General features: G+C 41.8%; 17 protein-coding genes and 3 pseudogenes. 5 read left to right on the top strand and 15 right to left on the bottom strand.

The annotated features are described in order from the left end of the window. Positions 1-14: 14 nt before the first annotated feature. The 12 genes and pseudogenes from DXB52_RS00610 to rho all read right to left on the bottom strand — a co-directional run bounded on the left by DXB52_RS00610 (position 15) and on the right by rho (position 14,520). Positions 15-4,574, bottom strand: a complete 4,560-nt coding sequence (locus tag DXB52_RS00610; protein WP_118106258.1) for a PolC-type DNA polymerase III — start codon at positions 4,572-4,574, stop codon at positions 15-17. After that, positions 4,562-5,617 carry a flavodoxin-dependent (E)-4-hydroxy-3-methylbut-2-enyl-diphosphate synthase gene (gene ispG / locus DXB52_RS00605; protein WP_117568151.1) on the bottom strand — a complete coding sequence of 352 codons (1,056 nt, stop codon included), beginning with the start codon at positions 5,615-5,617 and terminating at the stop codon, positions 4,562-4,564. Before ispG ends, DXB52_RS00610 begins: the two co-directional genes overlap by 13 nt. Positions 5,618-5,686: 69 nt before the next feature. Beyond that, on the bottom strand, positions 5,687-6,142 hold the full coding sequence (locus DXB52_RS00600) for a hypothetical protein (protein ID WP_117540199.1): 456 nt from the start codon (positions 6,140-6,142) through the stop codon (positions 5,687-5,689). 27 nt (positions 6,143-6,169) lie between these two features. After that, complete coding sequence (locus DXB52_RS00595) at positions 6,170-6,679, bottom strand: COG2426 family protein (protein WP_015528947.1); 510 nt, start codon at positions 6,677-6,679, stop codon at positions 6,170-6,172. A 4-nt stretch (positions 6,680-6,683) separates the two neighbouring features. Beyond that, positions 6,684-7,751, bottom strand: coding sequence for a histidinol-phosphate transaminase (gene hisC / locus DXB52_RS00590; protein WP_118106256.1), 1,068 nt, complete (start codon positions 7,749-7,751; stop codon positions 6,684-6,686). A 10-nt stretch (positions 7,752-7,761) separates the two neighbouring features. Further along, positions 7,762-8,949 (bottom strand): pyridoxal phosphate-dependent aminotransferase, encoded by a 1,188-nt coding sequence (locus tag DXB52_RS00585; protein ID WP_118106254.1) that lies wholly within the window; start codon positions 8,947-8,949, stop codon positions 7,762-7,764. Continuing rightward, the gene (locus DXB52_RS00580; protein ID WP_117540193.1) at positions 8,946-9,851 is read right to left on the bottom strand and encodes a DUF2156 domain-containing protein; all 906 of its coding nucleotides are present in this window, start codon (positions 9,849-9,851) and stop codon (positions 8,946-8,948) included. The genes DXB52_RS00585 and DXB52_RS00580 overlap by 4 nt, the downstream gene beginning before the upstream one ends. 7 nt (positions 9,852-9,858) lie before the next feature. Beyond that, on the bottom strand, positions 9,859-10,929 hold the full coding sequence (gene prfA, locus DXB52_RS00575) for a peptide chain release factor 1 (RefSeq protein ID WP_055156208.1): 1,071 nt from the start codon (positions 10,927-10,929) through the stop codon (positions 9,859-9,861). A 40-nt stretch (positions 10,930-10,969) separates the two neighbouring features. Beyond that, positions 10,970-11,908, bottom strand: coding sequence for a peptide chain release factor N(5)-glutamine methyltransferase (gene prmC, locus DXB52_RS00570; RefSeq protein WP_270370052.1), 939 nt, complete (start codon positions 11,906-11,908; stop codon positions 10,970-10,972). Next, positions 11,905-12,825 carry a DUF1385 domain-containing protein gene (locus tag DXB52_RS00565; protein WP_015528941.1) on the bottom strand — a complete coding sequence of 307 codons (921 nt, stop codon included), beginning with the start codon at positions 12,823-12,825 and terminating at the stop codon, positions 11,905-11,907. The genes prmC and DXB52_RS00565 overlap by 4 nt, the downstream gene beginning before the upstream one ends. Before the next feature lie 63 nt (positions 12,826-12,888). Continuing rightward, positions 12,889-13,089 carry a 50S ribosomal protein L31 gene (gene rpmE, locus DXB52_RS00560; RefSeq protein ID WP_005609529.1) on the bottom strand — a complete coding sequence of 67 codons (201 nt, stop codon included), beginning with the start codon at positions 13,087-13,089 and terminating at the stop codon, positions 12,889-12,891. Positions 13,090-13,180: 91 nt separating this feature from the next. Next, positions 13,181-14,520: pseudogene (rho, locus tag DXB52_RS00555) on the bottom strand (transcription termination factor Rho). A 263-nt stretch (positions 14,521-14,783) separates the two neighbouring features. Between rho and DXB52_RS00550 the strand changes: the two are divergent. From DXB52_RS00550 to DXB52_RS00540, 3 genes and pseudogenes are all read left to right on the top strand, one after another. Next, positions 14,784-15,931 (top strand): annotated as a pseudogene (locus tag DXB52_RS00550) (NAD(P)-dependent malic enzyme). 1 nt (position 15,932) lies between these two features. Next, complete coding sequence (mnmL, locus tag DXB52_RS00545) at positions 15,933-16,880, top strand: tRNA modification radical SAM protein MnmL/YtqA (protein WP_117540185.1); 948 nt, start codon at positions 15,933-15,935, stop codon at positions 16,878-16,880. Next, a complete protein-coding gene (locus DXB52_RS00540) occupies positions 16,873-17,385 on the top strand; it encodes a DUF4364 family protein (RefSeq protein ID WP_015528937.1) in 513 nt (170 codons plus the stop codon). Before mnmL ends, DXB52_RS00540 begins: the two co-directional genes overlap by 8 nt. Here DXB52_RS00540 and DXB52_RS00535 read toward each other — a convergent pair. The 3 genes from DXB52_RS00535 to DXB52_RS00525 all read right to left on the bottom strand — a co-directional run bounded on the left by DXB52_RS00535 (position 17,362) and on the right by DXB52_RS00525 (position 20,328). Continuing rightward, on the bottom strand, positions 17,362-18,678 hold the full coding sequence (locus DXB52_RS00535) for a replication-associated recombination protein A (RefSeq protein ID WP_055144451.1): 1,317 nt from the start codon (positions 18,676-18,678) through the stop codon (positions 17,362-17,364). The two genes, DXB52_RS00540 and DXB52_RS00535, sit on opposite strands and share 24 nt — an antisense overlap. Before the next feature lie 35 nt (positions 18,679-18,713). Continuing rightward, a complete protein-coding gene (locus tag DXB52_RS00530) occupies positions 18,714-19,325 on the bottom strand; it encodes a polysaccharide deacetylase family protein (protein WP_227159008.1) in 612 nt (203 codons plus the stop codon). A gap of 157 nt (positions 19,326-19,482) precedes the next feature. Further along, the gene (locus DXB52_RS00525) at positions 19,483-20,328 is read right to left on the bottom strand and encodes an AraC family transcriptional regulator (protein ID WP_117568128.1); all 846 of its coding nucleotides are present in this window, start codon (positions 20,326-20,328) and stop codon (positions 19,483-19,485) included. Between the two features lie 168 nt (positions 20,329-20,496). Here DXB52_RS00525 and DXB52_RS00520 point away from each other — a divergent pair. Together DXB52_RS00520 and galT are read left to right on the top strand one after the other, a co-directional pair. Beyond that, a pseudogene (locus tag DXB52_RS00520) lies at positions 20,497-21,668 on the top strand (galactokinase). Positions 21,669-21,744: 76 nt separating this feature from the next. Continuing rightward, entirely contained in the window at positions 21,745-23,235 is a 1,491-nt protein-coding gene (gene galT / locus DXB52_RS00515) for a UDP-glucose--hexose-1-phosphate uridylyltransferase (RefSeq protein ID WP_117540178.1), read from the top strand. The last annotated feature ends 178 nt before the right edge of the window (positions 23,236-23,413 follow it).

Genomic DNA, 23,413 nt, shown 5'->3' with positions numbered 1-23,413 from the left:
GTCTAGCGCATTTCCTACGAAAAATCAAACAAGGAAAGCTGATTACTCTGTGGAAGATTCCCAAATAATCCCAGTTCTGCCATCAAATCGATCACTGTCTTACTTACTTTTGTCCTCTGACGGAAATCATCCAGTGAGAGATATGGACCGTCTTTTGAAGCTTCTTCCACAGCCTCCGCCGCCTTATCTCCCATTCCTTCGATGCTGGCAAGAGACGGCATCAGTTTTCCGTCAATGATCTGAAACATCTTCGCCTTCGCCCGGTAAATATCAATCGGCATAAACTCCAGTCCTCGTGCGTACATTTCCTGGACAATCTTCATATCCTTCATGACATCCTGTTCTTTTTTCGTCAGAGTATCACTTCGTTTTTTATAATCTTTCATGTAATAATTCAGTTTATCCTTGCCCTGACACATGATCGCATAAGAAAATGCATCCGCACGGATTCCAAAATATGCTCCATAATAAGCAAGCGGATAATTGATCTTACAGTAAGCGATACGATAAGCCATCATAACATAGGCTGCCGCATGAGCCTTTGGGAACATGTAGCTGATCTTCTTACAGGACCATATATACCAGTCCGGTACATCCTGGGCTTTCATCGCTTCTTCCCACTCCGGTTTCAATCCTTTTCCTTTACGCACACTCTCCATAATTGTAAAGGCCAGTGCACTTTCCACTCCTTTGTTGATCAGATAGATCATGATATCGTCACGGGTACAGATTGCCGTAGAAATGGTTGCTTTTCCGGATTTTACAAGTTCCTGTGCATTTCCGAGCCACACGTTCGTTCCATGTGACAGACCGGAAATTCGGATCAGATCTGATAACGTCTGAGGTTTTGTATCCTGCACCATCTGGATAACGAAATCTGTACCAAACTCTGGAATTCCAAGACAGCCAAGCTTACAGCCGTCAATATCTTCCGGTTTGATCCCAAGAATTTCTGTACCATGGAATAGTTCGATCACTTTCTTGTCATCCAGCGGAATCTCCGTTGCAACGAAAGGATGCTCCTCATTGTATTCATTTTCCATTGCATCGGAAGTAATATAGTCTTCCAATGTACGAATCATCGTAGGATCATCATGTCCGAGAATATCAAGTTTCAAAAGGTTATGGTCAATGGAATGGTAATCAAAATGTGTCGTTGTAATGCCGCATTCCATATCGTTGGCCGGATGCTGCACCGGTGTAAACTCATTGATGCTGTGTCCGTGCGGAAGTACTACGATTCCTCCCGGATGCTGTCCGGTACTTCGCCGGATTCCGGTACATCCTTCTGTAATTCGTTCAATCTCACAGCCACGCTTTCTCTGACCACGTTCTTCATAATAATTTTTCACAAATCCATATGCTGTCTTATCTGCCAGCGTACCGATCGTTCCGGCTTTGAATGTATGACCCTCACCAAAGAGAACCTCTGTATATTTATGAGCCTTCGCCTGGTAATCTCCGGAGAAGTTCAGGTCAATATCAGGCTCTTTATCTCCCTTGAAACCAAGGAATGTTTCAAACGGAATATCAAACCCGGCCTTAACCAGTTTTTCTCCGCACACAGGACAATTTCTATCCGGCATGTCGTAACCACAGCCTCCGGCAAATGCCCGGACCTCTTCAGACTCAAAATCACTGTAATGACATTTTTCACAGTAATAGTGAGGACTTAGCGGATTAACCTCCGTGATTCCAGACATCGTCGCAACAAAAGACGAACCTACTGATCCACGGGAACCAACAAGATACCCATCCGCATTGGACTTCCATACCAGTTTCTGCGCAATGATATACATAACGGCATATCCGTTGGAAATAATAGAGTTCAGCTCTTTCTCAAGTCTGGAAGACACCTGTACCGGAAGATCTTCTCCATACATTTCATGTGCTTTACGATAACAGATATCTCGAAGCTCCTGATCGGAATCCGCGATTACCGGAGGACACTTATTTGGATTTACCGGTGAGATTTTCTCTACCATACGTGCGATCTTCTGTGGATTTTCTATAACAACTTCTCTTGCCTTCGCAGAACCAAGATATGCAAACTCTTCCAACATTTCATCTGTTGTGCGAAGGAACAGCGGTGCCTGATTATCTGCGTCTTTGAATCCTTTTCCTGCCATAATGATCCGGCGATAAACTTCATCTTCCGGATCAAGGAAATGAACGTCACAGGTTGCTACAACCGGCTTACCGAATTTCTCTCCAAGTTCAACAATCTCCCGGTTTACATTACGCAGATCTTCCTCTGTATTGATATTCGGCGTTTTCTCATCTTCGAGCATAAACATATCATTTCCAATTGGCTGGATTTCATAATAATCATAGAAATCCGCCAGTCTCGCAATCTGCTGTGAAGACTGTTTTTCAAGAACCGCACGGTATAATTCTCCTGCCTCACAGGCACTTCCGATAATGATTCCTTCTCTGTGTTCATTGATCAGACTTTTCGGAATTCTCGGTCTTCTTGCATAATATGTCATATGAGATGCCGTGATCAGCTGATACAGGTTATATCTTCCAATATCATTCTGTGCGATCAAAATAATGTGATGTGTCGGCATCTTACGGATTGCATTAACATTACGATCCCCAAACTTGTTCATTTCTTTTAAGTTCATGATATGCTGATCTTTGAGCATTTCAACAAATTTTACAAAAATTTCTGCTGTTGCACCTGCATCATCAACCGCACGGTGATGATTTTCCAATGAAATTCCAAGTGCTTTTGCAACCAGATTCAATTTATATTTCGAAAGGGTCGGAAGCAGCACACGTGCAAGAGCCACTGTATCAACAGATGTGAATTCCTGTTCCAGACCAAGCACACGACAATTCTGTTCGATAAACCCGACATCAAATCCTGCATTATGCGCAACCAATGCGCCCTCACCAATAAATTCGAGAAACTGTGGCAGCACAACCTCGATTGTCGGAGCATCCAGCACCATCTCATCTGTAATACTTGTCAGGTTTGTAATTTCAAAAGGAATCGGACGTTCCGGATTCACAAAGGTGCTGAACTTGTCTACAATCTGCCCATTCTCAACCTTCACAGCTCCAATCTCAATAATTCTGTCACGGATAGAACTGAATCCTGTTGTCTCGATATCAAAAACAATATAGGTGTCATCCAATGTCTGATCTTTTGCATTAACTGCAATCTCAGTTAAGTCATCAACCACATAGCCTTCCACGCCATATAGAACTTTAAACGGATCATCTTTATCCAATGTCTCAATATAGTGATTTGCAACCGGGAACGCCTGGGCTACACCATGATCTGTAATTGCAATCGCCGGATGTCCCCAGTCATGTGCTCTGCGGACGATATCTGTCACTTCAGAAACTCCATCCATATCGCTCATCTTTGTATGGCAATGAAGTTCTACACGTTTCGTTGGATTGAGATCTTGCCTTGAGACCGTAAAGTCTCCAATCTTCTTGATTCCGGTAATTGAACCAATTGTCAGCTCACCGTCGAATTTATCAATTGTCGTCACACCTTTGATCTTAACGAAAGCACCTTTCTTCAAATCTCCGAGAATCTCCGGTAACTGATCATTTCTGGCAAACATCTTGATCGTGATTGTATCCGTAAAATCAGTCACAGCAAAGATAATGATCGTCTTCTCATTTCTGATCTCTCGTGTATCAAAGTTGATGATCTTACCATGAATCGTGATCTCACCCATCTCAGATACAACCTGTTCCAATTTGATTGGCTCATCTTCAAAATTCTTTCCGTAGATCAGGTTCGGATCGTCTCCGATCTTCACCGGACGCACATAATCCTTCTTGCGGAATTCCTTCTTTTTGAACTCTTTCTTTCCGCCCGAAACGGATGCATTTCCTGAAGAAGATTTTCCTGAAGTCTCTGCTTTCTTTTCTCCGGAAGACGAGCTTCCTGATTCAGATGACTTCTTCTTTGCCTCCACAGCAGACTTTCGCTCCTCATATTCGCCTCTCTGTTTCGCGCGCCGTTCAAAGATTGCATTAATTTCCTGCTGAATCCTCTGCTCGTCATATTCTCTGCTTCCCTGACCCTCGTTTTCTTTATATGTAACCCGGATATCAACATTCATATGAAAACGATTCCTGAATACATCGTCCAGCAGATTCATGATCTCTTCTTTTCTTCCTTCGGAAACAATCGTATCAAGAAGCTCCAGACGGACGACATTTCCCTCTTCATAGTTCACTTCTGCCTGCGAAAACATGTTTGCAGCAAGGACACTGATTTCTTTCAGTTCAAGAATCAAACTCTCTTTGTACTCTTCCATCACTGTTTCCGGTGTATAAAGCTCAGACAGCTCATACTCTTCCAGAATCTGAAGTTTTACAGAAGATGTTCCAAAGAGCTGCTCTTTGATCCGCTGCTCCATCTGCCATATTTTCTTCTTTGGGATCAGATGATGGCTCTTTAAATGTACATGCAGAAAATCACGACCGGAATTAGTCGTGATTTTCTTAACTTCCACATCAGCAAAGAGAACTTTAAATTCCTCTTCTACTTTCAATGTGGGAAATACATGAAAAAATGTTTTTTCATTCTTTATTTGTTCCAATTCAATAACTCCTGTCTTAAAGTATCAAGAAGTTCTTCTTCCTTTACCTTCTTGACGATCTCACCCTTCTTGATCAAAAGTCCTTCCCCAATACCTCCTGCAATTCCGATATCGGCTTCTTTTGCCTCTCCAGGTCCGTTTACAACACATCCCATAACTGCAACTTTAATATCAAGCGGAATGTCTGCTACCATCTCTTCTACCTGGTTTGCAAGCTTGATCAGATTAATTCTTGTTCTTCCACAAGTCGGACAGGATACAACCTCAATACCTCCCTTGCGAAGTCCAAGTGTCTTAAGGATCAGTTTTGCTGTACGAATCTCTTCTACCGGATCTCCCGTCAGGGAAACACGAATTGTATTACCGATTCCCTCATGGAGAATGATTCCAAGTCCTACAGAAGATTTCACATTTCCTGAATATACGGTTCCAGACTCTGTAATTCCAACATGAAGCGGATATGGGCATTCTTTAGCGATCAGCTCATGCGCCTTCACACACATCAGAACATCAGAAGATTTAATGCTGACAACAAGGTTGTCATAGCCCATAGACTCGATCAGGTGAACTTTGTCCAGCGCACTCTCCACGATCCCTTCTGCAGTAACACCACCATATTTCTCAAGCAGATGTTTCTCAAGAGAACCACTATTTACACCGACACGGATTGGAACATTGTACTCTTTCGCTTTGTCTACTACTGCCTGTACCCGTTCTTTTGCACCGATATTTCCCGGATTGATACGGATCTTATCAGCTCCATTCTCAATTGCTGCGATTGCCATCTTATAATCAAAATGAATGTCTGCAACAAGCGGAATATGAATCTGTTTTTTAATCTCTTTGATTGCTTTTGCAGCCTCCATTGTCGGAACTGTACAGCGGATGATCTCACATCCTGCTTTTTCCAGACGCAGGATCTGCTCCACTGTGGCTTCTACATCTTCTGTCCTTGTATTTGTCATAGACTGGATTGCAATCGGGTGGTCCCCCCCAATCACAACATCCCCAATTCTTACTTCTTTCGTCTGATTTCTGTACATGATCTGTACCCCCTGTTTCCACTGCTCTGCAAGTACTTTCTGTGTCATCTGCTGAGGCAGAATCACCTTTTACTTTCCACTTTTTTCAAATGTCTTCTGACTTCCATATTCTGAATCCGTCAGTGTCAGTACGTTCTGTTCTACACTGTATTCGTAAGTTCCTTCCATCACATCCGCAACATCTCTAAGATCCTGCTGGGAATATTTTTTCGTCTTTTCAGCCTGTGTGGCAAGTTTCTCTTCATTCACATGAATCGCAAAACGCTTATGTTCCATGTCGATCGTATACTCAACCGGAACACTGACCGTACTTTCATCCAATGTCTGGATAATTGTCATCGCACCATTATTCTTGATTTTGAGCTTCATTCCATCATCTGTATTCTCCCAGTTTCCTGCCAGAGGATTAGAAGTAAAAAGCTTCACTGCGAAAAAGATAGCAATTAAAATAATCAAGACCGATGTTACCGTCATAACTGTTCTCCAGGCTATATTTCTCTTTTCTTCATTATCTTTCAGTAACATAAAAATCACTTCCTTTGCATATTTATCTTATCCAAAAATACCGCCAATAATTCCATAGGAAATGACTGACATAATAAATGCTGCGAGGCAGACACCAACAACAACTGCCGGAAAAGCTTTTCTAAAGCGGATTCCAAGCAGAGCTGCGATCAGTGATCCTGTCCACGCTCCGGTTCCCGGAAGAGGAATTCCAACAAAAAGTACAAGACCCCAGAACTCATATTTCTCTATCTTGTCACTTTTACTCATTGCCTTCTTCTCCAACTTCTCCACCATCGGCTTCAAACGCTTCGTTCCTTTCATCCAGTCAAAGATCTTTGTGATCAGTAAAAGGATGAATGGGATTGGAACAAGATTTCCAATCACACAGATAGGTACTGCTTTTGCAAGTTCCACGTTCAAAAATGCCGGTCCTGCTGCAAGCAGTCCTCCACGCAATTCCAGAATCGGAACCATTGAGATCAGGAAGAGAATAAATTCCTTACCGACCTTTCCGCCCAGTGTCACCATAAACCAGTTGATCAAAGCTTCACTCATTCAGTTATTTCTCCTTTATATATGTTCTCAAAAAATCAAAAAGCGTCGCCATCTCTTCTCTTGTACCGATTGTAATTCTCAGATACTGATCGATTCGTGGTGCATTCCAATGTCTGACAAAGATATTATTCTCTTTCAAAGCCTGGAAAAGTTCATTCGCATCAACCTCTGGATGTCTTGCGAAAATAAAATTCGCCTTTGCATCCGGAAAAACAAAACCAAGTTTCCTGAGCTCTTCTTTTGCCCATTCTCTTGTTTCAACTATTTTACGAACTCCTTCTTCAAAATATGCTTTGTCTTCAACCGCTTCCACACCACAGGCAAGAGCTGTCTGATTCATCGTGTAAGAGTTAAAAGAATATTTCACATCATTCAGGCAGCGGATCAGATCTGGATTCGAGATTGCATATCCGATTCGCATACCAGCCATACTTCTTGCCTTTGAGAAAGTCTGTGTCACAATAAGATTATCATATTTATCGATCAGTTCCATCGCAGATCTTCCCGCAAAGTCAATATATGCCTCATCTACGATCACGATAGAATTCCTGTTCTGCTTTAAGATATCTTCTACAAATTCAAGATCTTCATAAATTGCTGTCGGCGCATTTGGATTCGGGAAAATAATTCCGCCGTTTTCAGCATAATAATCCTCTTTCACAATCTTAAAGTTTTCATCAAGCTTTGGACAGTGATAAGGAATCCGATATAATTCTGCCCAGACTTTATAAAACGAATATGTAATATCCGGGAAGAGAATTGGGAGATCTGAATTAAAAAATGTGAGGAAACACATCGAAATCACATCATCAGATCCAACTCCTACAAAAACCTGATCTTTTCCTACACCATAATAATCCGCGAGGCTTCCAATGAGTTCGTCCGCAGTTGGATCCGGATACAGGCGAAAACGGTCTGTGTCCATCTCTTTCAGAACACGTTCCACCCCCGGTGCCGGAGGATATGGATTCTCATTTGTATTCAGTTTCACAACCTTATGCTGTGGCTGCTCGCCCGGTACATATGGTTCTACGCTACGTATATTTCTCAAAAGTTCTTCTCTTACAGCCATGGTACTACCTCTATCTATACTCTCTCGCAAGCTCCGCAAATTTTGGAAGTGCATTTACAATTGTTTCATATGCTACACAATACGCCATTCTGACATATCCAGGACATCCAAAAGAGCTTCCCGGAACGATCAGAATATTGTATTTCTTCGCGGTATTACAAAATTCTTTTTCATCTGCAACCGGTGATTTTACAAAGAGATAAAATGCTCCTTCCGGTTTGATGCACTCAAATCCAAGTTCTTTCAATCCATTATAAAGAGTCTCTCTGTTTCTGTCATAATATGAAATATCTGTCTTCTCATTCAGACATGCCTTCACCACTTTCTGCTGCAGTGTCGGTGCATTGACAAATCCAAGAATTCTCGTTGCAACGTTAGCTGCGGCATTCAGTTTCTCACTGTCTGCCACTTCATCCGGAATTACAAGATAACCGATACGTTCTCCCGGAAGAGAAAGTGATTTACTGAAAGAATATCCTACAACTGTATTTGCATAATACTTTGTGAGATATGGAACTTCCACTCCGTCATAAGCAAGTTCTCTGTATGGTTCATCTGAGATCAGATAAATCTCTGTTCCAAATTCTTTCTGTTTCTTCTCAAGAATCGCTGCCAGCTTCTGGATCGTCTCTTCGGAATAAACAACACCTGTCGGATTATTCGGCGTATTAACGATGACTGCCTTTGTCTTTGGCGACAGCTTTTTCTCAAACTCATCAAGCTTTGGCTGGAATGTCTCTGTATCCGGAGATATCTCCACGATCACACCGTCATAATTATCCGTATAGCTTCTGTATTCTCCAAAATAAGGAGCAAACACAACAACTTCATCACCTGGATTCAGCAGTGATTTCAAAATCACATTAAGACCTCCTGCTGCTCCGACTGTCATCGTAATATTGCGGGAAGCAAAGTTTGTTCCAAAGCGTTCATTTAAGGAAGCAGCAACTGCCTGTCTCACATCCTCATAACCTGCATTGCTGTTCGTATAGCCGTGAAGCACGATCGGATCCTCTTCGGAAAGGATCTCGATCATTGCTTTCTTTACCGCTTCCGGTGCCGGAACATTTGGATTTCCCAGGCTGAAGTCAAATACATTCTCTGCTCCGTATTTTGCTGCAAGACGGTTGCCCTCTTCAAACATCGCACGAATTGCAGAACTGTTCGCTACCATGTTTTCCATTTTTTTTGAAATCATTGCTGTCCTCCTATTCTTGTCACAAACCCTTTCTCTTCCAAAAAAGCCGGACGATAAGATAATTTTGCCTTACGGAGTCCTTCTTCCCCGGCATCATCTTCTCTGTTCACATAAGTGTAATCCATGCATTCATGTTCAACAAACTGCTGATTAATCATAGGGTATGCTCCCTGTACATCTGCAAATGCTTTCTCAATATGAACAACAAATGTATCCTTGCACAGTTCTTCCCCTACTGTAAAAGCAACAATTTTTTCGCCATTTCTCAACACTCCGCCTTTAAAGCCGAGTTCTTTGTATAAACGGAGGGAATTCAACGAAACGCACATCTCTGCGTTCTTCTCAGGATCATCATTACATCCATTCGAATTTCTCCACTTCAGAGCCATCTGAAAGCACTCTTCTACATTCTCATCACTGAGTGATTCGTAAGACCAGTCCGGATAAAGCTGCTTAAACTTATTAATATGGTTTCGCTTTCCGTGAAGCTTCTTTCCTGCAAGTGTTGCAAGCTTCTCCGTCTCATAGATGTAATCTGCCTGATCTCTGTCATATTCAATCCGGAATTGTCCCGGATACCACTCTTCCATCTGTGAAAAATTCTCCGGTGTCACACAGTAAAGACCGAATTCACAGTCTTCATCCTCGCAGATCTTCATCAATTCTTCCAATGCAGCTTTGACGGCTTCCGGCTTTCCTACAGGGTAAGCATAAGTATGTCCATCTCCTTCATCACGAAATACAAGTGCATTATGAAGGATTGCATATTTCACTTTATACTGTCTGGACCAGAGATATACATTCGCAAATGTTCTCTCGCAGCTTCTGCTTGGAGCCTGTGCAAAATAATAGTCAATCAGTTCTTTGTCTTCCAGTTCCGGTCGTTTGAATTCCGGTATCATCCTTGTATTACTCCTCCATCTTTGCAAGCTTCGCTGTCTGATCCGCTGCAATCAGGCTGTCGATTACTTCATCCAGATCACCATTCAGAATGCTATCCAGTTTATGAAGTGTCAGCTTGATTCTATGATCTGTTACTCTTCCCTGTGGGAAGTTATATGTTCTGATCTTTTCAGAACGATCTCCTGTACCGATCTGGCTTCTTCTCTCTGCTGCCTCAGAAGCCTGTTTCTTCTCAAGCTCCAGGTCATACAGTTTGGAACGAAGCAGTCGGAATGCCTTCTCTTTATTCTGCAGCTGTGATTTCTCTGTCTGGCTGTAGATCACGATTCCGGTCGGGTAATGAGTCAGTCGTACCGCAGAGTCCGTTGTATTGACACACTGTCCACCATTTCCTGATGCACGCATTACATCGATACGGATATCCTTCTCATCGATTACAACATCAACTTCTTCTGCCTCAGGCATTACGGCTACAGTAATTGTTGAAGTATGAATTCTTCCGCCACTTTCTGTCTCCGGCACACGCTGTACACGATGTACTCCACTTTCGTACTTCATACGGGAATATGCTCCCTGTCCTGTGATCATGAATACACACTCTTTAAATCCGCCGATTCCATTCTCATTCAGAGAAATCATCTCTGTCTTCCATCTACGGCTGTCTGCATAATGCACATACATACGATAAACTTCTGCCGCAAAAAGTGCAGCCTCATCTCCACCTGCACCGGCACGGATCTCAACGATAACGTTCTTATCATCATTCGGATCCTTCGGAAGAAGAAGAATCTTAAGTTCCTGCTCCAATTCTTCAATTCTGGCTTTAGATTCATTCAACTCTTCTTTTGCAAGCTCACGCATCTCTTCATCTGATTCTTCTTCCAGGATCATCAGACTCTCTTCTACATTCTGCTTACAGTTCTTATATTCCTGATAAGCTTCAACGATTGGTGCAAGATCACTCTGCTCTTTCATCAGCTTACGGAAACGTTCCGGATCATTCGCCACATCCGGCTCCTGAAGTTCACCCATTACTTCCTGGTAACGAATTACCAAATCCTCTAATCTGTCAAACATAGTTCTATATCCTCTTCTATTTTTTATCTTCTTTATCTTTTTAATAGTACACGCCACAGACGATGCGGTCAAGTCCTGCCAGGTCCTTTTTTACGAACACCTTGTCATATCTTGCTTTTTTCATAAGATCAGAAACTTCTTTGCCCTGGTCATATCCAATCTCGAAAGCAAGTATTCCTCCTGTTTTCAGGAATTGTTTTGCATCAGTAACAATCTTCCGGTAGAAATACAATCCGTCTTCTTTCCCATCCAATGCACTGAATGGATCGTGAAGTTTTACTTCGTCTTGAAGCTTCTCAATTTCTGCTGTTCTGATGTAAGGTGGGTTTGATAAGATCATATCATAGGTTTCACTGACATTTTCAAAAAGATCGCTCAAAATCCAGTTCACTTTTCCTTTCTCATCCTTTTTCGTGCTTCTCAAATGTTTTTCATTTTTCTGTGCTACCATAAGAGCCTGCTCCGAAAAGTCAACACCTGTTCCTTCTATAAATATACCCTTCTGTTCTGCATAATGCATTACGCTCAGAAGAATACATCCTGACCCGGTACACATATCCAACAGTTGCAAACAACCTTTTGATCTGAATATCTCTTGTTTCATTATCTCCAGTGCCTCTTCCACAAGCACTTCTGTATCTTGTCTTGGAATCAGCACATGTTCATTCACCAGAAATTCAAGCCCCATAAATTCCTGACTTCCTGTAATATGCTGCAATGGAATATGATTTCTTCTTTTTTCAAGATATTCTTTATACTTTTTCCATGCTTCCGGATTCATGCTCTGATCCGGATCCATATAATAGCGAGCTTTCGTAATCCCTGTCACAAATTCCAACAGATACCACGCATCCAGATCTGCCTCTGTAATTCCTGCTTTCGCAAGAATTTCTTTTCCTTCTTTATATGCATTTTTCAAACTTATTGAATCGCTGCAATCTGTTTTATACACTGTCCTCTTGTCTGATTCTGTTCTCATTGCTTCAGGTTCTCCTCCTGCCATGTCTTCCAGTCAAACACTGCTTCCACTGCTTTGATCCCAACCTCGATCATACTGTCATCCGGTTCCTTTGTTGTCAGATTCTGAACCCAGAGTCCCGGTTTACTAAGTACATTGATTACCGGATGATCACTGTTTCCTGCCAGACGGATCAATTCATAAGAGATTCCTGCAATCAACGGAAGCAGGGCAATCCGAAGAAGTACTCTCACAATCTGGGACTTTGCCGTAATAAAAAAGCAAACAATAATACTTACGATCATGACAAAGAAAAGAAAGCTCGTTCCACATCTCTTATGTTGTTTGGAACTCTTCCGTACATTTTCTACATTTAATTCCAATCCATGTTCGATGCAATTAATACATTTATGCTCTGCCCCGTGATACATAAATGTTCTCTTAATATCCTTTGTTCTGGAAATCAGAACAATATAGATCAGGAAAATAGCAACGCGGATCACACCTTCTAAAACAGTCATTACAAGATGTGAAGAGGTATGCTTTTCTATAATACTACTCAGATAATACGGAAGAACCATAAAAATACCAACCGCAATCAAGACAGAAACCACAACTGTCAGATTCATGATCAGTTTTTCCTTCTTCTCCTGCTTTCTTGCCTCATCTTCTGTAAGAATTTCTTCTTCCTCGTCTTCAAAAAAACTTGCAGAATAAGTCAATGTTTTCATTCCCAGCACAAGAGAATCCACAAAATTAAAAATCCCCCGAATGAAAGGAATCTTTTGCGGTGCCTTCCATGGGAGAACTCCTTTGTATTCCTGAATATCAACTTCAATCTCTCCATCTGGTTTCCGGACGGCAACGGAATATGTTTCCCGATTCTTCATCATAATGCCTTCCAGCACTGCCTGGCCGCCTATATTCGATGATTTCATATATTTCTCCTAAACACAAAGAGGACTGAGATTTCCACCTCAGCCCTCATCACTTCGTATTTCTTATTTAATACCGTATTTCTTGTTGAACTTATCAACACGGCCACGAGCCTGTGTTGCTTTCTGCTGACCTGTGTAGAATGGATGACACTTGGAGCAGATTTCTACGTGGATGTTCTCCTTTGTAGATCCTGTAACAAATGTGTTTCCACAGTTGCATGTTACAGTTGCCTGATAATAATTAGGATGGATACCTTCGCGCATGATTTTCACCTCTCTATTTTTAAATTACTTATTATTTTCTCTAAACAGCTTTCTAATTGTATCACACATTTTTTAATAATGCAACACCTTTTTAGATAAATTTCTGACGGATGATCTGCTGAACAAGCTCTTCGTTTGTTTTTGTACGGGAAAACATATTCAAAAGATTGTCCACTGCCTCTTCTGATTTCATGCCGTTCATTGCTTTTCTCATAATATAAACTGCATCCTGTTCTTCCTTTGTGAGAAGAAGATCTTCTCTTCTTGTTCCTGATTTTGGAATATCAATTGCCGGGAACACTCTTTTCTCCTGAAGCTTCCTGTCAAGCATCAGTTCCATGTTACCTGTCCCCTTAAATTCTTCATAAACAACATCATCCATCTTGCTTCCTGTATCAACCAGTGCTGTTGCAAGAATCGTAAGGCTTCCTCCTTCTCTCATATTTCTTGCTGCTCCGAAGAAACGCTTTGGACTGTAAAGTGCTGCCGGATCAAGACCACCGGAAAGTGTTCTTCCTGATGGCGGAACGATCAGGTTATATGCTCTTGAAAGTCTTGTGATGCTGTCAAGGAGGATCATAACGTCTTTTCCATGCTCTACCAGACGTTTTGCTCTTGAGATAACCATTTCTGATACTCGTTTGTGATGCTCCGGAAGTTCATCAAATGTAGAATGAATCACCTCTACATTCGGGCCTTCAATTGCCTCACGAATATCAGTTACCTCTTCCGGACGTTCATCAATCAACAGAATCAGAAGATGCATATTCGGTTCTGTCTTCTGTACAGATAGTGCAACTTCTTTTAATAATGTAGTTTTTCCTGCTTTCGGTGGAGATACGATCATACCTCTCTGTCCCTTTCCAATAGGGGAAACAAGATCAACAATACGCATTGCTGTTGTACAGCCCGGATTCTCCAGACGGATTCTCTGATTCGGGAAAATCGGAGTCAGGTCTTCAAAGTTTTTTCTCTTCATTGCCTCTGCCGGGCGCAGTCCATTGATCGTAGACACATAAAGAAGTGCACTGAACTTTTCTCCCTGCGTCTTAACTCTTGTATTTCCTGTCAGGATGTCGCCTGTTTTAGCCCGAATCTGCGAATCTGTGAAGGAGCAACATAGACATCTCCATCTCCCGGAAGATAATTGTCAGAACGAATGAAACCATATCCATCCTGAAGTACTTCAAGGATTCCGTTTGCTGTAAAACCACTGTCCAGCTGTTCAATATCTGTCTCTTCTTTTTTCTCTTCTTTCACTTCTTCTCTCGCTTCTTCTGCTGCTTCTTTCTGCTCTTCCTGCTCATCCAGCTCAAGCATTGCATCGATCAGATCGCCTTTCTTTAATGTCGAAACACCTCTCATCTTTCTTGCTTTTGCAAGTTCTTTCAATGTTGCCAGTGGCAATGATTCATATTTTTCTCGTGTCATATTCTTTTCCTTTCTTTTCAGGTATATCTGTTCTGTCAATCCACTTCACATGTGCCTTTTCACATACTGGATTATTCATTCATACTTCGGGAATACAAGTCTGATTCGACTTTAATGGAAATTTGCTTTAAATATGGTGTTATTATACAGTATATTTTTCTAAAAAGAAAGAACTTTTTGAACTTTTCTCTGTTTTCCTGTACTTGCGTGTTTCCTTTTTCAGTGGTATCATTAATTCAATCAAATCAGAGAGGTATAAAATCATGACAAACAATGAAAAAGCTTTAAAAATGCATGAAGAATGGAATGGTAAGATAGAGACAACTGCCAAAGCGCATGTCAACTCAAGAGAAGATCTTGCCATCGCTTATACTCCGGGTGTTGCTGAACCTTGTAAGGTGATCGCACAGGATCCTGAAGCTGCATATAAATACACTATGAAAGCCAATACAGTTGCTGTTGTATCTGACGGAAGTGCTGTTCTTGGTCTTGGGAACATCGGTGCACTTGCTGCTATGCCGGTTATGGAGGGAAAAGCGGTTCTGTTTAAGGAATTCGGTGGTGTCAACGCAGTTCCGATCTGTCTGGATACACAGGACACAGAAGAGATCATTAAATCTGTAGTCAACATCGCACCGGCTTTCGGTGGAATCAATCTAGAAGATATTTCAGCTCCACGCTGTTTCGAAATTGAAACACGCCTGAAAGAACTTCTGAACATTCCGGTTTTCCATGATGACCAGCACGGAACGGCTATCGTTGTCCTCGCCGGAATCATCAATGCCCTGAAAGTAACAGGAAAGAAGAAAGAAGATTGCCGTGTTGTAGTGAATGGAGCCGGATCTGCCGGAGTTGCTATCACAAAGCTGCTTCTCACTTATGGTTTCCCTCATATTACAATGTGTGACATCAATGGAATCATTTCCAAGAGCTCACCGAACCTGAACTGGATGCAGCAGCAGATGACTGAAGTTACAAATCTGGAAGAACGCACCGGAACACTTGCCGATGCATTAAAAGGTGCTGATATTTTCGTTGGTGTTTCTGCTCCGAATATTGTTTCTAAAGAGATGGTTGCTTCCATGAATAAGGATGCGATTCTGTTCGCCATGGCAAACCCTGTACCGGAGATCATGCCTGACCTTGCAAAAGAAGCAGTGCCAAAGTTGTCGGAACAGGACGTTCTGACTTCCCGAACCAGGTAAACAATGTTGTTGCGTTCCCTGGTATTTTCAAAGGTGCATTAGAAGGACGTGCCACACAGATTACAGAAGAAATGAAACTTGCTGCTGCCAATGCAATCGCAGGTCTTGTTTCAGAAGAAGAATTGAATGAAAACAACATTCTTCCGGAAGCCTTTGATCCTCGTGTAGCAGACACAGTAAGCAAAGCAATTAAGGATTTAATCTAATATGTGGGGAGAGAAGCGCTACCACTCTCTTGACTATGCATTAAAATCCCAGTTTGGAGAGAAAGTATATCGCATTGCATTGAACGGCGGTATGACTTGTCCGAACCGTGATGGTAAGATCGGATATGGTGGCTGTATCTTCTGCAGTGGTATGGGTTCGGGAGATTTTGCCGGTTCTGCCTGCAAAACAATTACAGAACAGCTCGCAGAAGGGAAAGCCATTCTTGCCAGAAAGCGTCCGGTGCATGCTTATATCGCATATTTCCAGGCTTTTACGAGTACCTATGCCCCCATAGAATACTTGCGGAAAGTTTTTACAGAAGCAATCGAAGACCCTGATGTAAAAGTACTTGCAATCGCAACCCGCCCTGACTGTTTAGATTCTGATGTTCTGGAACTTTTAGATGAATTGAATCAGATCAAGCCTGTCTGGGTTGAACTTGGTCTTCAAACCATTCACCCAGAATCTGCCAGATACATTCGCAGAGGTTATCCTTTAGAGGTATTTGATACTGCTGTACATGAACTGAAGCGCCGGAATCTGACTGTTATCGTACATGTCATTTTATTCCTGCCCGGAGAGACTCATGAAATGATGCTTGAGACAATCGAATATTTGAATCATTCAGATATTGACGGAATCAAGTTGCAGCTTCTCCACATTTTGGAAGGAACTGATCTTGCAGTTGAATATCAGAAATATCTTTCAGATCCTGCCTATACCGGTCCTGCTTTCCATATCCCGGATGCGGACGAATACATCGGTCTGCTCACTGAATGTATCCAACATTTGCGTCCGGAAATTGTCATTCACCGACTGACCGGTGACGGACCGAAGGATCTCTTGATTGCACCTCTGTGGACAGGCGCAAAACGAACTGTTTTAAATCAGATCCACAAATATATGAAAGATCATGACTTGTACCAGGGAAAGGAGTATTATGGCTGAAACATTTACATTATATAAATTGATCGTGTTGTACATGTTGGATAGAGTCGATTTTCCGCTTACAACTTCCCAAATATCAGAATTTATTCTGGATAAAGGGTATACAACTTATTTCCGTCTTCAGTCTGCGCTTGCAGAATTAACGGATTCCGGACTTCTGAAAATTGAGCTGACACATAATCGTACGCTTTATAATCTCACAGAAGAAGGGGCTGCTACGATCAACTATTTCAGAAATAAAATTTCTCCTGAGATTCGTCAGGAAATTGATAATTTTATCAATGAGAAAAAATATGATCTGAAAGAAGAGGTTTCTGTTAAATCGGATTACTATCTGAATACAAACCATGAATATGAAGTAAAATGCCAAATTTTAGAAAATGGCTCCCACCTCATCGATATGACACTCACTGTGCCAACTCAGACTGAGGCAGAAGCCATTGTAAATAACTGGAATCGAAAGAATCAGGAGATTTACGCTTTACTGCTCTCGCAGCTTCTGTAAACGCTCCTTGATCTGTTTCTCATAACCAAGATCGCCGGGTTCATAGAACCTGGCGTCTTTTATTTCATCCGGAAGATACTGCTGATCCACATAATGATTCGGATAATCATGTGCGTACTTATATCCTATTCCGTGTCCTAACTTCTGTGCACCTTTATAATGTGCATCCTGAAGGTGTGTCGGAACAGTTGTTTTATTGTTCCGTACTGCATCGTTCGCTGCAAATATTGCATTAACGGCAGAATTACTCTTTGGCGCAGATGCCACATAAGTCACCGCCTGTGAAAGAATGATCTGAGATTCCGGCATTCCGATCCTCTCAACTGCCTGTGCAGCCGCAACCGCAACAGTAAGTGCCATCGGATCCGCATTTCCAACATCTTCCGATGCACAGATCATAATTCTTCTCGCTATAAACTTCACATCTTCTCCTGCATACAACATCTTTGCAAGATAAAAGACCGCTGCATCCGGATCTGAGCCGCGCATGCTCTTAATAAATGCAGAGATAATATCGTAATGGTTATCTCCTTTTTTGTCATAATTCACCACTCGTTTCTGAATGCATTCTGACGCGACATCTAAAGTAATATGAATTTGTCCATCTTCGCTTCTGTCCGTTGTCAATACACCCAGTTCAATCGCATTCAGTGCATTTCTTGCATCTCCACCTGACACATCCGCCAAAAATTCAAGTGCATCATCTTCTATCACTGCATGAAAGCTTCCAAGACCTTTCTCAGTATCATTCACTGCACGGAGAAGCAGTTCCTTAATATCCGTCTTCTCCAGTGGACGCAATTCAAAGATACTTGATCTCGAAATCAAAGCTCCATTTACCTCAAAATAAGGATTCTCCGTTGTTGCGCCAATCAGGATCAACGTTCCATCTTCCACAAATGGAAGCAGATAATCCTGCTGCCCTTTATTAAAGCGATGAATCTCATCAATAAAAAGAATCGTCTTCTTTCCATACATTCCCTGCAGATCTTTTGCTTCTTTCACTACTTCTTCCATATCTTTCTTTCCGGCAACTGTCGCATTGATCTGTTTGAACTCTGCACTGGTTGTATGTGCGATCACCTTTGCCAGTGTTGTCTTTCCTGTTCCCGGAGGTCCGTAAAAAATCAAAGAACTCAGCTTATCTGCCTTAATTGCCCGGTAAAGCAATTTATCTTTTCCTATGATATGCTTCTGTCCCACTACTTCATCCAGTGTCACCGGACGCATCCTGGATGCAAGCGGAGATTCCTTCTCTTTATTTGTCTCTCTCATATAATCAAATAAATCCATCTTTCTCTCCTGTTTTCAATCTTATATTCACATTTTCAATCCATGATCAGATGATCCACTGTCACAAACTCATAACCTTTCCCCTGCAACAGATCTACAATCCGTATAGCCGCCTGCACAGAAGAAGGATAACAGTCATGCAATAAAATAACATCTCCCGGATTTATCTCTTCCACAACTGTTTTTACAACCGCCCCTGCATCTTCGGTCATCCAGTCCAGCGGATCCACCGTCCATCCGATATATATTCTGCTCAGATCTTGTTCGCTGTCCACCGGGAGTTCCCCGTAAGGCGCTCTTGCGAACACCGGTTGTTTTCCCGTTATCTTTTCAATCACTGTATCTGTCTGTTCCAGTTCTTTCTTTGCTTCTCCCGTTTCCAGCTTTGACAGATTGCAATGCGTATAAGTATGATTTCCGATCAAATGACCTTCCTCATACATTCTTTTCACAATTTTTTCATTCTCATCTTTTTCTACATTTTCGCCGATCAGAAAAAAGGTCGCCCTCACTTTACGTTCCTTTAATCCATCCAACAGAATCGGGGTAGAGGATGCATTAGGACCGTCATCAAATGTAAGCGCAGCAACCGGTTTTACCTCATCTGATACATTCTGACTTCGCACTGAATCAGATGAGACACTCATTGTTTTTCTCCCATCCATCTTTATCAGAAATGGGGACATGCCCAAAAACACCAGAAGACAGAAAAACTGTACTACATAACCCCAACTTTTTCCAGACATCATGACAGCTTCCCGCCTTTGACATTCTTACTCTATTCTTATGTCCTGCACCTCGGCATCATTCCTTCTTTTTTCTATGCTTTTCTCTGTATTCCGTCGGACTTGTCTTCTTCACTTTTCGAAATGCTTTCGAAAAATAAAGATTATTCTCAAAACCAACAGAATATGCAATCGCCGAAACCGACAGCCCCGTCTCTTTCAGCAGACGGCAAGCCTGCTGGATTCTGTATTCTGTCAGATATTCTTTTGGTGAACAATTCATATAGGTCTGAAAAGAGCGAAACAGATGACTTCTGCTGATTCCTACATAGTCTGCGATATCTTCCACTGTCACGGGATAAGAATAATTGGTTTCTATATAATTTTCTGCCTTTTCTACATACAAAAGCTTTGCATCTCTTTCCTGATCTTCCCCTTCATGATAGTGCATAAAGACTGACAGAAGACTGTAAAGTGCTCCGGTCATGGCAACCGCTTCTTCATACCCATTGCCCTTTGCATTATAAATCTGTTCCAATCCATTCCGGATCTGTTCATCCGGCACATTTCCTCTTTTTAAAAAAGGACGTTCTTTCAGAAAACCTGTATTTCGAATGATCGATGCCGCATCCGTCCCCATAAATCCAGCCCAGGCGTATTCCCATGGTTCCTGCTGATCGGCATAATACTTTACTTCCACGCCCGGATATAAAATAAACGTATCTCCGGCTTCTAATTTCCACGTCTTTTCTCCAACTGTATAGTATCCTGTTCCTGACAAAATATGGTGGATACAATAATGATCCCTGACTCCGGGTCCCCACTGATATCCTGCTTCACACCTTTGATATCCCGTGTTATATACAGACAACGAAGTCATCAGAATTTCTCCTGACTTATACGAATGTTTGTAAGTCTCTGCCATCTCCCGGCTCCTTTCCCGTATCCTGTGATCTATTATAACACCTCATCTTTTTAATGCAACATTATTACATGCCACAGCACGTATTTTTTATAGACGTTTTCACTCATTAACGATATAATAAATATAAATAAATCTGATCGACTGGATTACTTTTAATGGAGGTAAATAATGATGAAGAAAAAATTGTTTGATATGTTTGCAGAACTTTTTGGTAATTCCGAAGGAGCTCGTTTTTACTTTTCTCCTGGACGCGTGAATCTGATTGGTGAACACACAGATTATAACGGTGGACATGTATTTCCTTGTGCACTGACACTTGGTACTTACGGTGCTGCACGCAAAAGAGAGGATAACAAGATCCATTTTTATTCCATGAATCTGAACTCCTTTGGTGTTGTAGAAGCATCTCTTGATGATCTGACAAATAAAAAAGAATACAACTGGGCAAACTATCCGCTTGGTGTAGTCTGGGCATTCAAAGAAAAAGGACATACAATCACAAGTGGTTTTGATATGGTAATCTGGGGAAATATCCCGAACGGTTCCGGACTTTCCTCTTCTGCTTCCCTTGAAGTTCTCACTGGTGTGATCCTGACAGACCTGTTCGAGATCAAAGATCTTTCCATGACAGATCTTGCACTGATCGGCCAGTATTCTGAGAATAACTTCAATGGATGCAACTGTGGTATCATGGATCAGTTTGCTGTTGCCATGGGTAAAAAAGACCACGCAATTTTCCTTGACACAAGTGATTTAAGCTACGAATATGCACCTTGCATTCTTGATGGTGCCAAGATTGTGATCACAAACAGTAAAGTAAAGCATAGTCTTGTTGATTCTGCTTATAACGACAGAAGAAACGAATGTGCTGCTGCACTGAAAGCACTTCAGAGCGAACTTGACATTCAGCACTTGGCGATCTTACTCCTGAAGAATTCGAGGCACACAAATCCTTGATCAAAGATGAGATCCAGTTACAGCGTGCAAAACATGCTGTATATGAAAACCAGCGTACAATTGATGCTGTTACAGCGCTGAAAGCCGGAGACATTGAAAGATTCGGAAAATTAATGAATCAGTCCCACATTTCACTGCGTGATGATTATGATGTATCCTGTGAAGAGATTGATATCCTTGTAGACCTTGCATGGAAGATTCCTGGTGTTCTCGGTTCCCGTATCACAGGCGGCGGATTTGGCGGTTGCACAGTCAGCATCGTAAAAGATGAATCTGTAGATACATTTATCGAAACAATCGGAAAAACATATCTTGAAAAAGTAGGACATGAAGCTGAGTTCTACACAGTAGATATCGGAGACGGTGCTTCTCGTCTCTGCTAAGATCAGATGTGAAATAATGTATATTTTGTTATAGGAATGTCATTGGCATTCCTTAATTTAAGGAGGTTCTTGACATATGCTTTATGATGCGATCAAAAAATTAGTACAGTACGGAATCAATACCGGAATCACTCCGGAATCCGAAAGAATTTATACAACGAATCTTCTTCTGGATCTGTTCCACGAAGATAACTATGAAGATGTTGACTGTGATCTGAACAATCTTGTTCTGGAAGACATTCTTGCAGAACTTTTAGATATCGCCGCAGAACGCGGAATCATTGAAAACAGCATCGGCTACCGTGATTTATTTGATACAAAACTGATGAATACTCTGATGCCACGCCCAGCTCAGGTCCAGCAGACTTTCTGGGAAAAATACAAAGTTTCTCCGGAGACAGCTACTGATTATTATTACAAATTAAGCCAGGACAGTGATTATATCCGCAGATACCGCATTGCCAAGGATCGCAAATGGACGGTTGACACAAAATACGGTACTCTTGACATTACAATCAATCTTTCCAAACCAGAGAAAGATCCAAAAGCGATTGCAGCAGCGGGAAAAGCGAAATCCTCTTCCTATCCAAAATGTCAACTTTGCGTAGAAAATGAAGGTTATGCAGGACGCCTCGATCACCCGGCCCGTGAGAACCACAGAATCATCCCGATCACAATTCAGGATAACCCTTGGGGATTCCAGTACTCCCCTTATGTATACTATAACGAACACTGCATCGTATTCAACGGACAGCATATTCCAATGAAGATCGATCGTAATGCATTTGAAAAGCTCTTTGATTTCATCAAGCTTTTCCCACACTACTTCCTGGGATCCAATGCAGACCTTCCGATCGTTGGCGGTTCTATCTTAAGCCACGATCATTTCCAGGGTGGAAATTATACTTTCGCAATGGCGAAAGCTCCGATCATTGAACACTTCACTGTGAAAGGTTACGAAGATGTAACTGCCGGTATCGTAAAATGGCCTCTGTCTGTTATCCGTCTTCAGAGCAAAGAAGTAAAACCTCTGATTGATCTGGCTGAACACATTTTGAATGCATGGAGATCTTATACAGATGAAGATGCTTTCATCTTCGCTGAGACAGACGGTACACCGCACAACACGATCACACCGATTGCAAGAAAGCGTGGAGATCTCTACGAACTCGACCTGACATTGAGAAATAATATCACAACAGAAGAACACCCGCTTGGTGTCTACCATCCACATGCTAAACTGCACCATATTAAGAAAGAAAACATCGGTCTTATCGAAGTAATGGGACTTGCTGTTCTCCCTGCAAGATTAAAAGGAGAGATGGAACTTCTGAAAGATTACATCCTGACAGAAAAAGATATCCGCAGCAATGAACAGATTGCAAAACACGCTGACTGGGTAGATGAATTCCTTCCAAATTACACATCCATCACAGAGGAGAATGTTGAAGAGATCCTTCAGCAGGAAGTCGGAAAAGTATTCTGCGAAGTACTCGAAGATGCTGGAGTTTATAAGTGTGATGAAAAAGGACTGGAGGCATTCCATCGTTTTATAGGGGTGTTGTAATTTGTTGAACTTGGATTCATTATCACTCAAATAAGTACTTTTGATAAAAACAGACGTGAGGGAGTCACTGTATTGCATCGGACACCGGCCCGCTTTACCTCATCCCTTTGACAATCTGTAACGAAAAAGCCAGAGCACTCACCGTGTGTGATTCGTGTTTGGCTTTTTCTAACAGATT

The sequence above is a fragment of the Ruminococcus sp. OM04-4AA genome, assembly GCF_003462585.1.
Classification (GTDB): Bacteria; Bacillota; Clostridia; order Lachnospirales; family Lachnospiraceae; genus Mediterraneibacter; species Mediterraneibacter faecis.
Note: the sequence above shows the minus strand (reverse complement) of the source record. Positions and strands in the feature narration are given on the sequence as shown.

Bases quoted from the DNA above. Each gene is read 5' to 3' on its own strand.
- ispG (WP_117568151.1), bottom strand. From the start codon at position 5,617: ATGTACAGAAATCAGACGAAAGAAGTAAGAATTGGGGATGTTGTGATT.
- DXB52_RS00600 (WP_117540199.1), bottom strand. From the start codon at position 6,142: ATGTTACTGAAAGATAATGAAGAAAAGAGAAATATAGCCTGGAGAACA.
- DXB52_RS00595 (WP_015528947.1), bottom strand. From the start codon at position 6,679: ATGAGTGAAGCTTTGATCAACTGGTTTATGGTGACACTGGGCGGAAAG.
- hisC (WP_118106256.1), bottom strand. From the start codon at position 7,751: ATGGCTGTAAGAGAAGAACTTTTGAGAAATATACGTAGCGTAGAACCA.
- DXB52_RS00585 (WP_118106254.1), bottom strand. From the start codon at position 8,949: ATGATTTCAAAAAAAATGGAAAACATGGTAGCGAACAGTTCTGCAATT.
- DXB52_RS00580 (WP_117540193.1), bottom strand. From the start codon at position 9,851: ATGATACCGGAATTCAAACGACCGGAACTGGAAGACAAAGAACTGATT.
- prfA (WP_055156208.1), bottom strand. From the start codon at position 10,929: ATGTTTGACAGATTAGAGGATTTGGTAATTCGTTACCAGGAAGTAATG.
- prmC (WP_270370052.1), bottom strand. From the start codon at position 11,908: ATGAGAACAGAATCAGACAAGAGGACAGTGTATAAAACAGATTGCAGC.
- DXB52_RS00565 (WP_015528941.1), bottom strand. From the start codon at position 12,825: ATGAAATCATCGAATATAGGCGGCCAGGCAGTGCTGGAAGGCATTATG.
- rpmE (WP_005609529.1), bottom strand. From the start codon at position 13,089: ATGCGCGAAGGTATCCATCCTAATTATTATCAGGCAACTGTAACATGC.
- mnmL (WP_117540185.1), top strand. From the start codon at position 15,933: ATGTGGGGAGAGAAGCGCTACCACTCTCTTGACTATGCATTAAAATCC.
- DXB52_RS00540 (WP_015528937.1), top strand. From the start codon at position 16,873: ATGGCTGAAACATTTACATTATATAAATTGATCGTGTTGTACATGTTG.
- DXB52_RS00535 (WP_055144451.1), bottom strand. From the start codon at position 18,678: ATGGATTTATTTGATTATATGAGAGAGACAAATAAAGAGAAGGAATCT.
- DXB52_RS00530 (WP_227159008.1), bottom strand. From the start codon at position 19,325: ATGAGTGTCTCATCTGATTCAGTGCGAAGTCAGAATGTATCAGATGAG.
- DXB52_RS00525 (WP_117568128.1), bottom strand. From the start codon at position 20,328: ATGGCAGAGACTTACAAACATTCGTATAAGTCAGGAGAAATTCTGATG.
- galT (WP_117540178.1), top strand. From the start codon at position 21,745: ATGCTTTATGATGCGATCAAAAAATTAGTACAGTACGGAATCAATACC.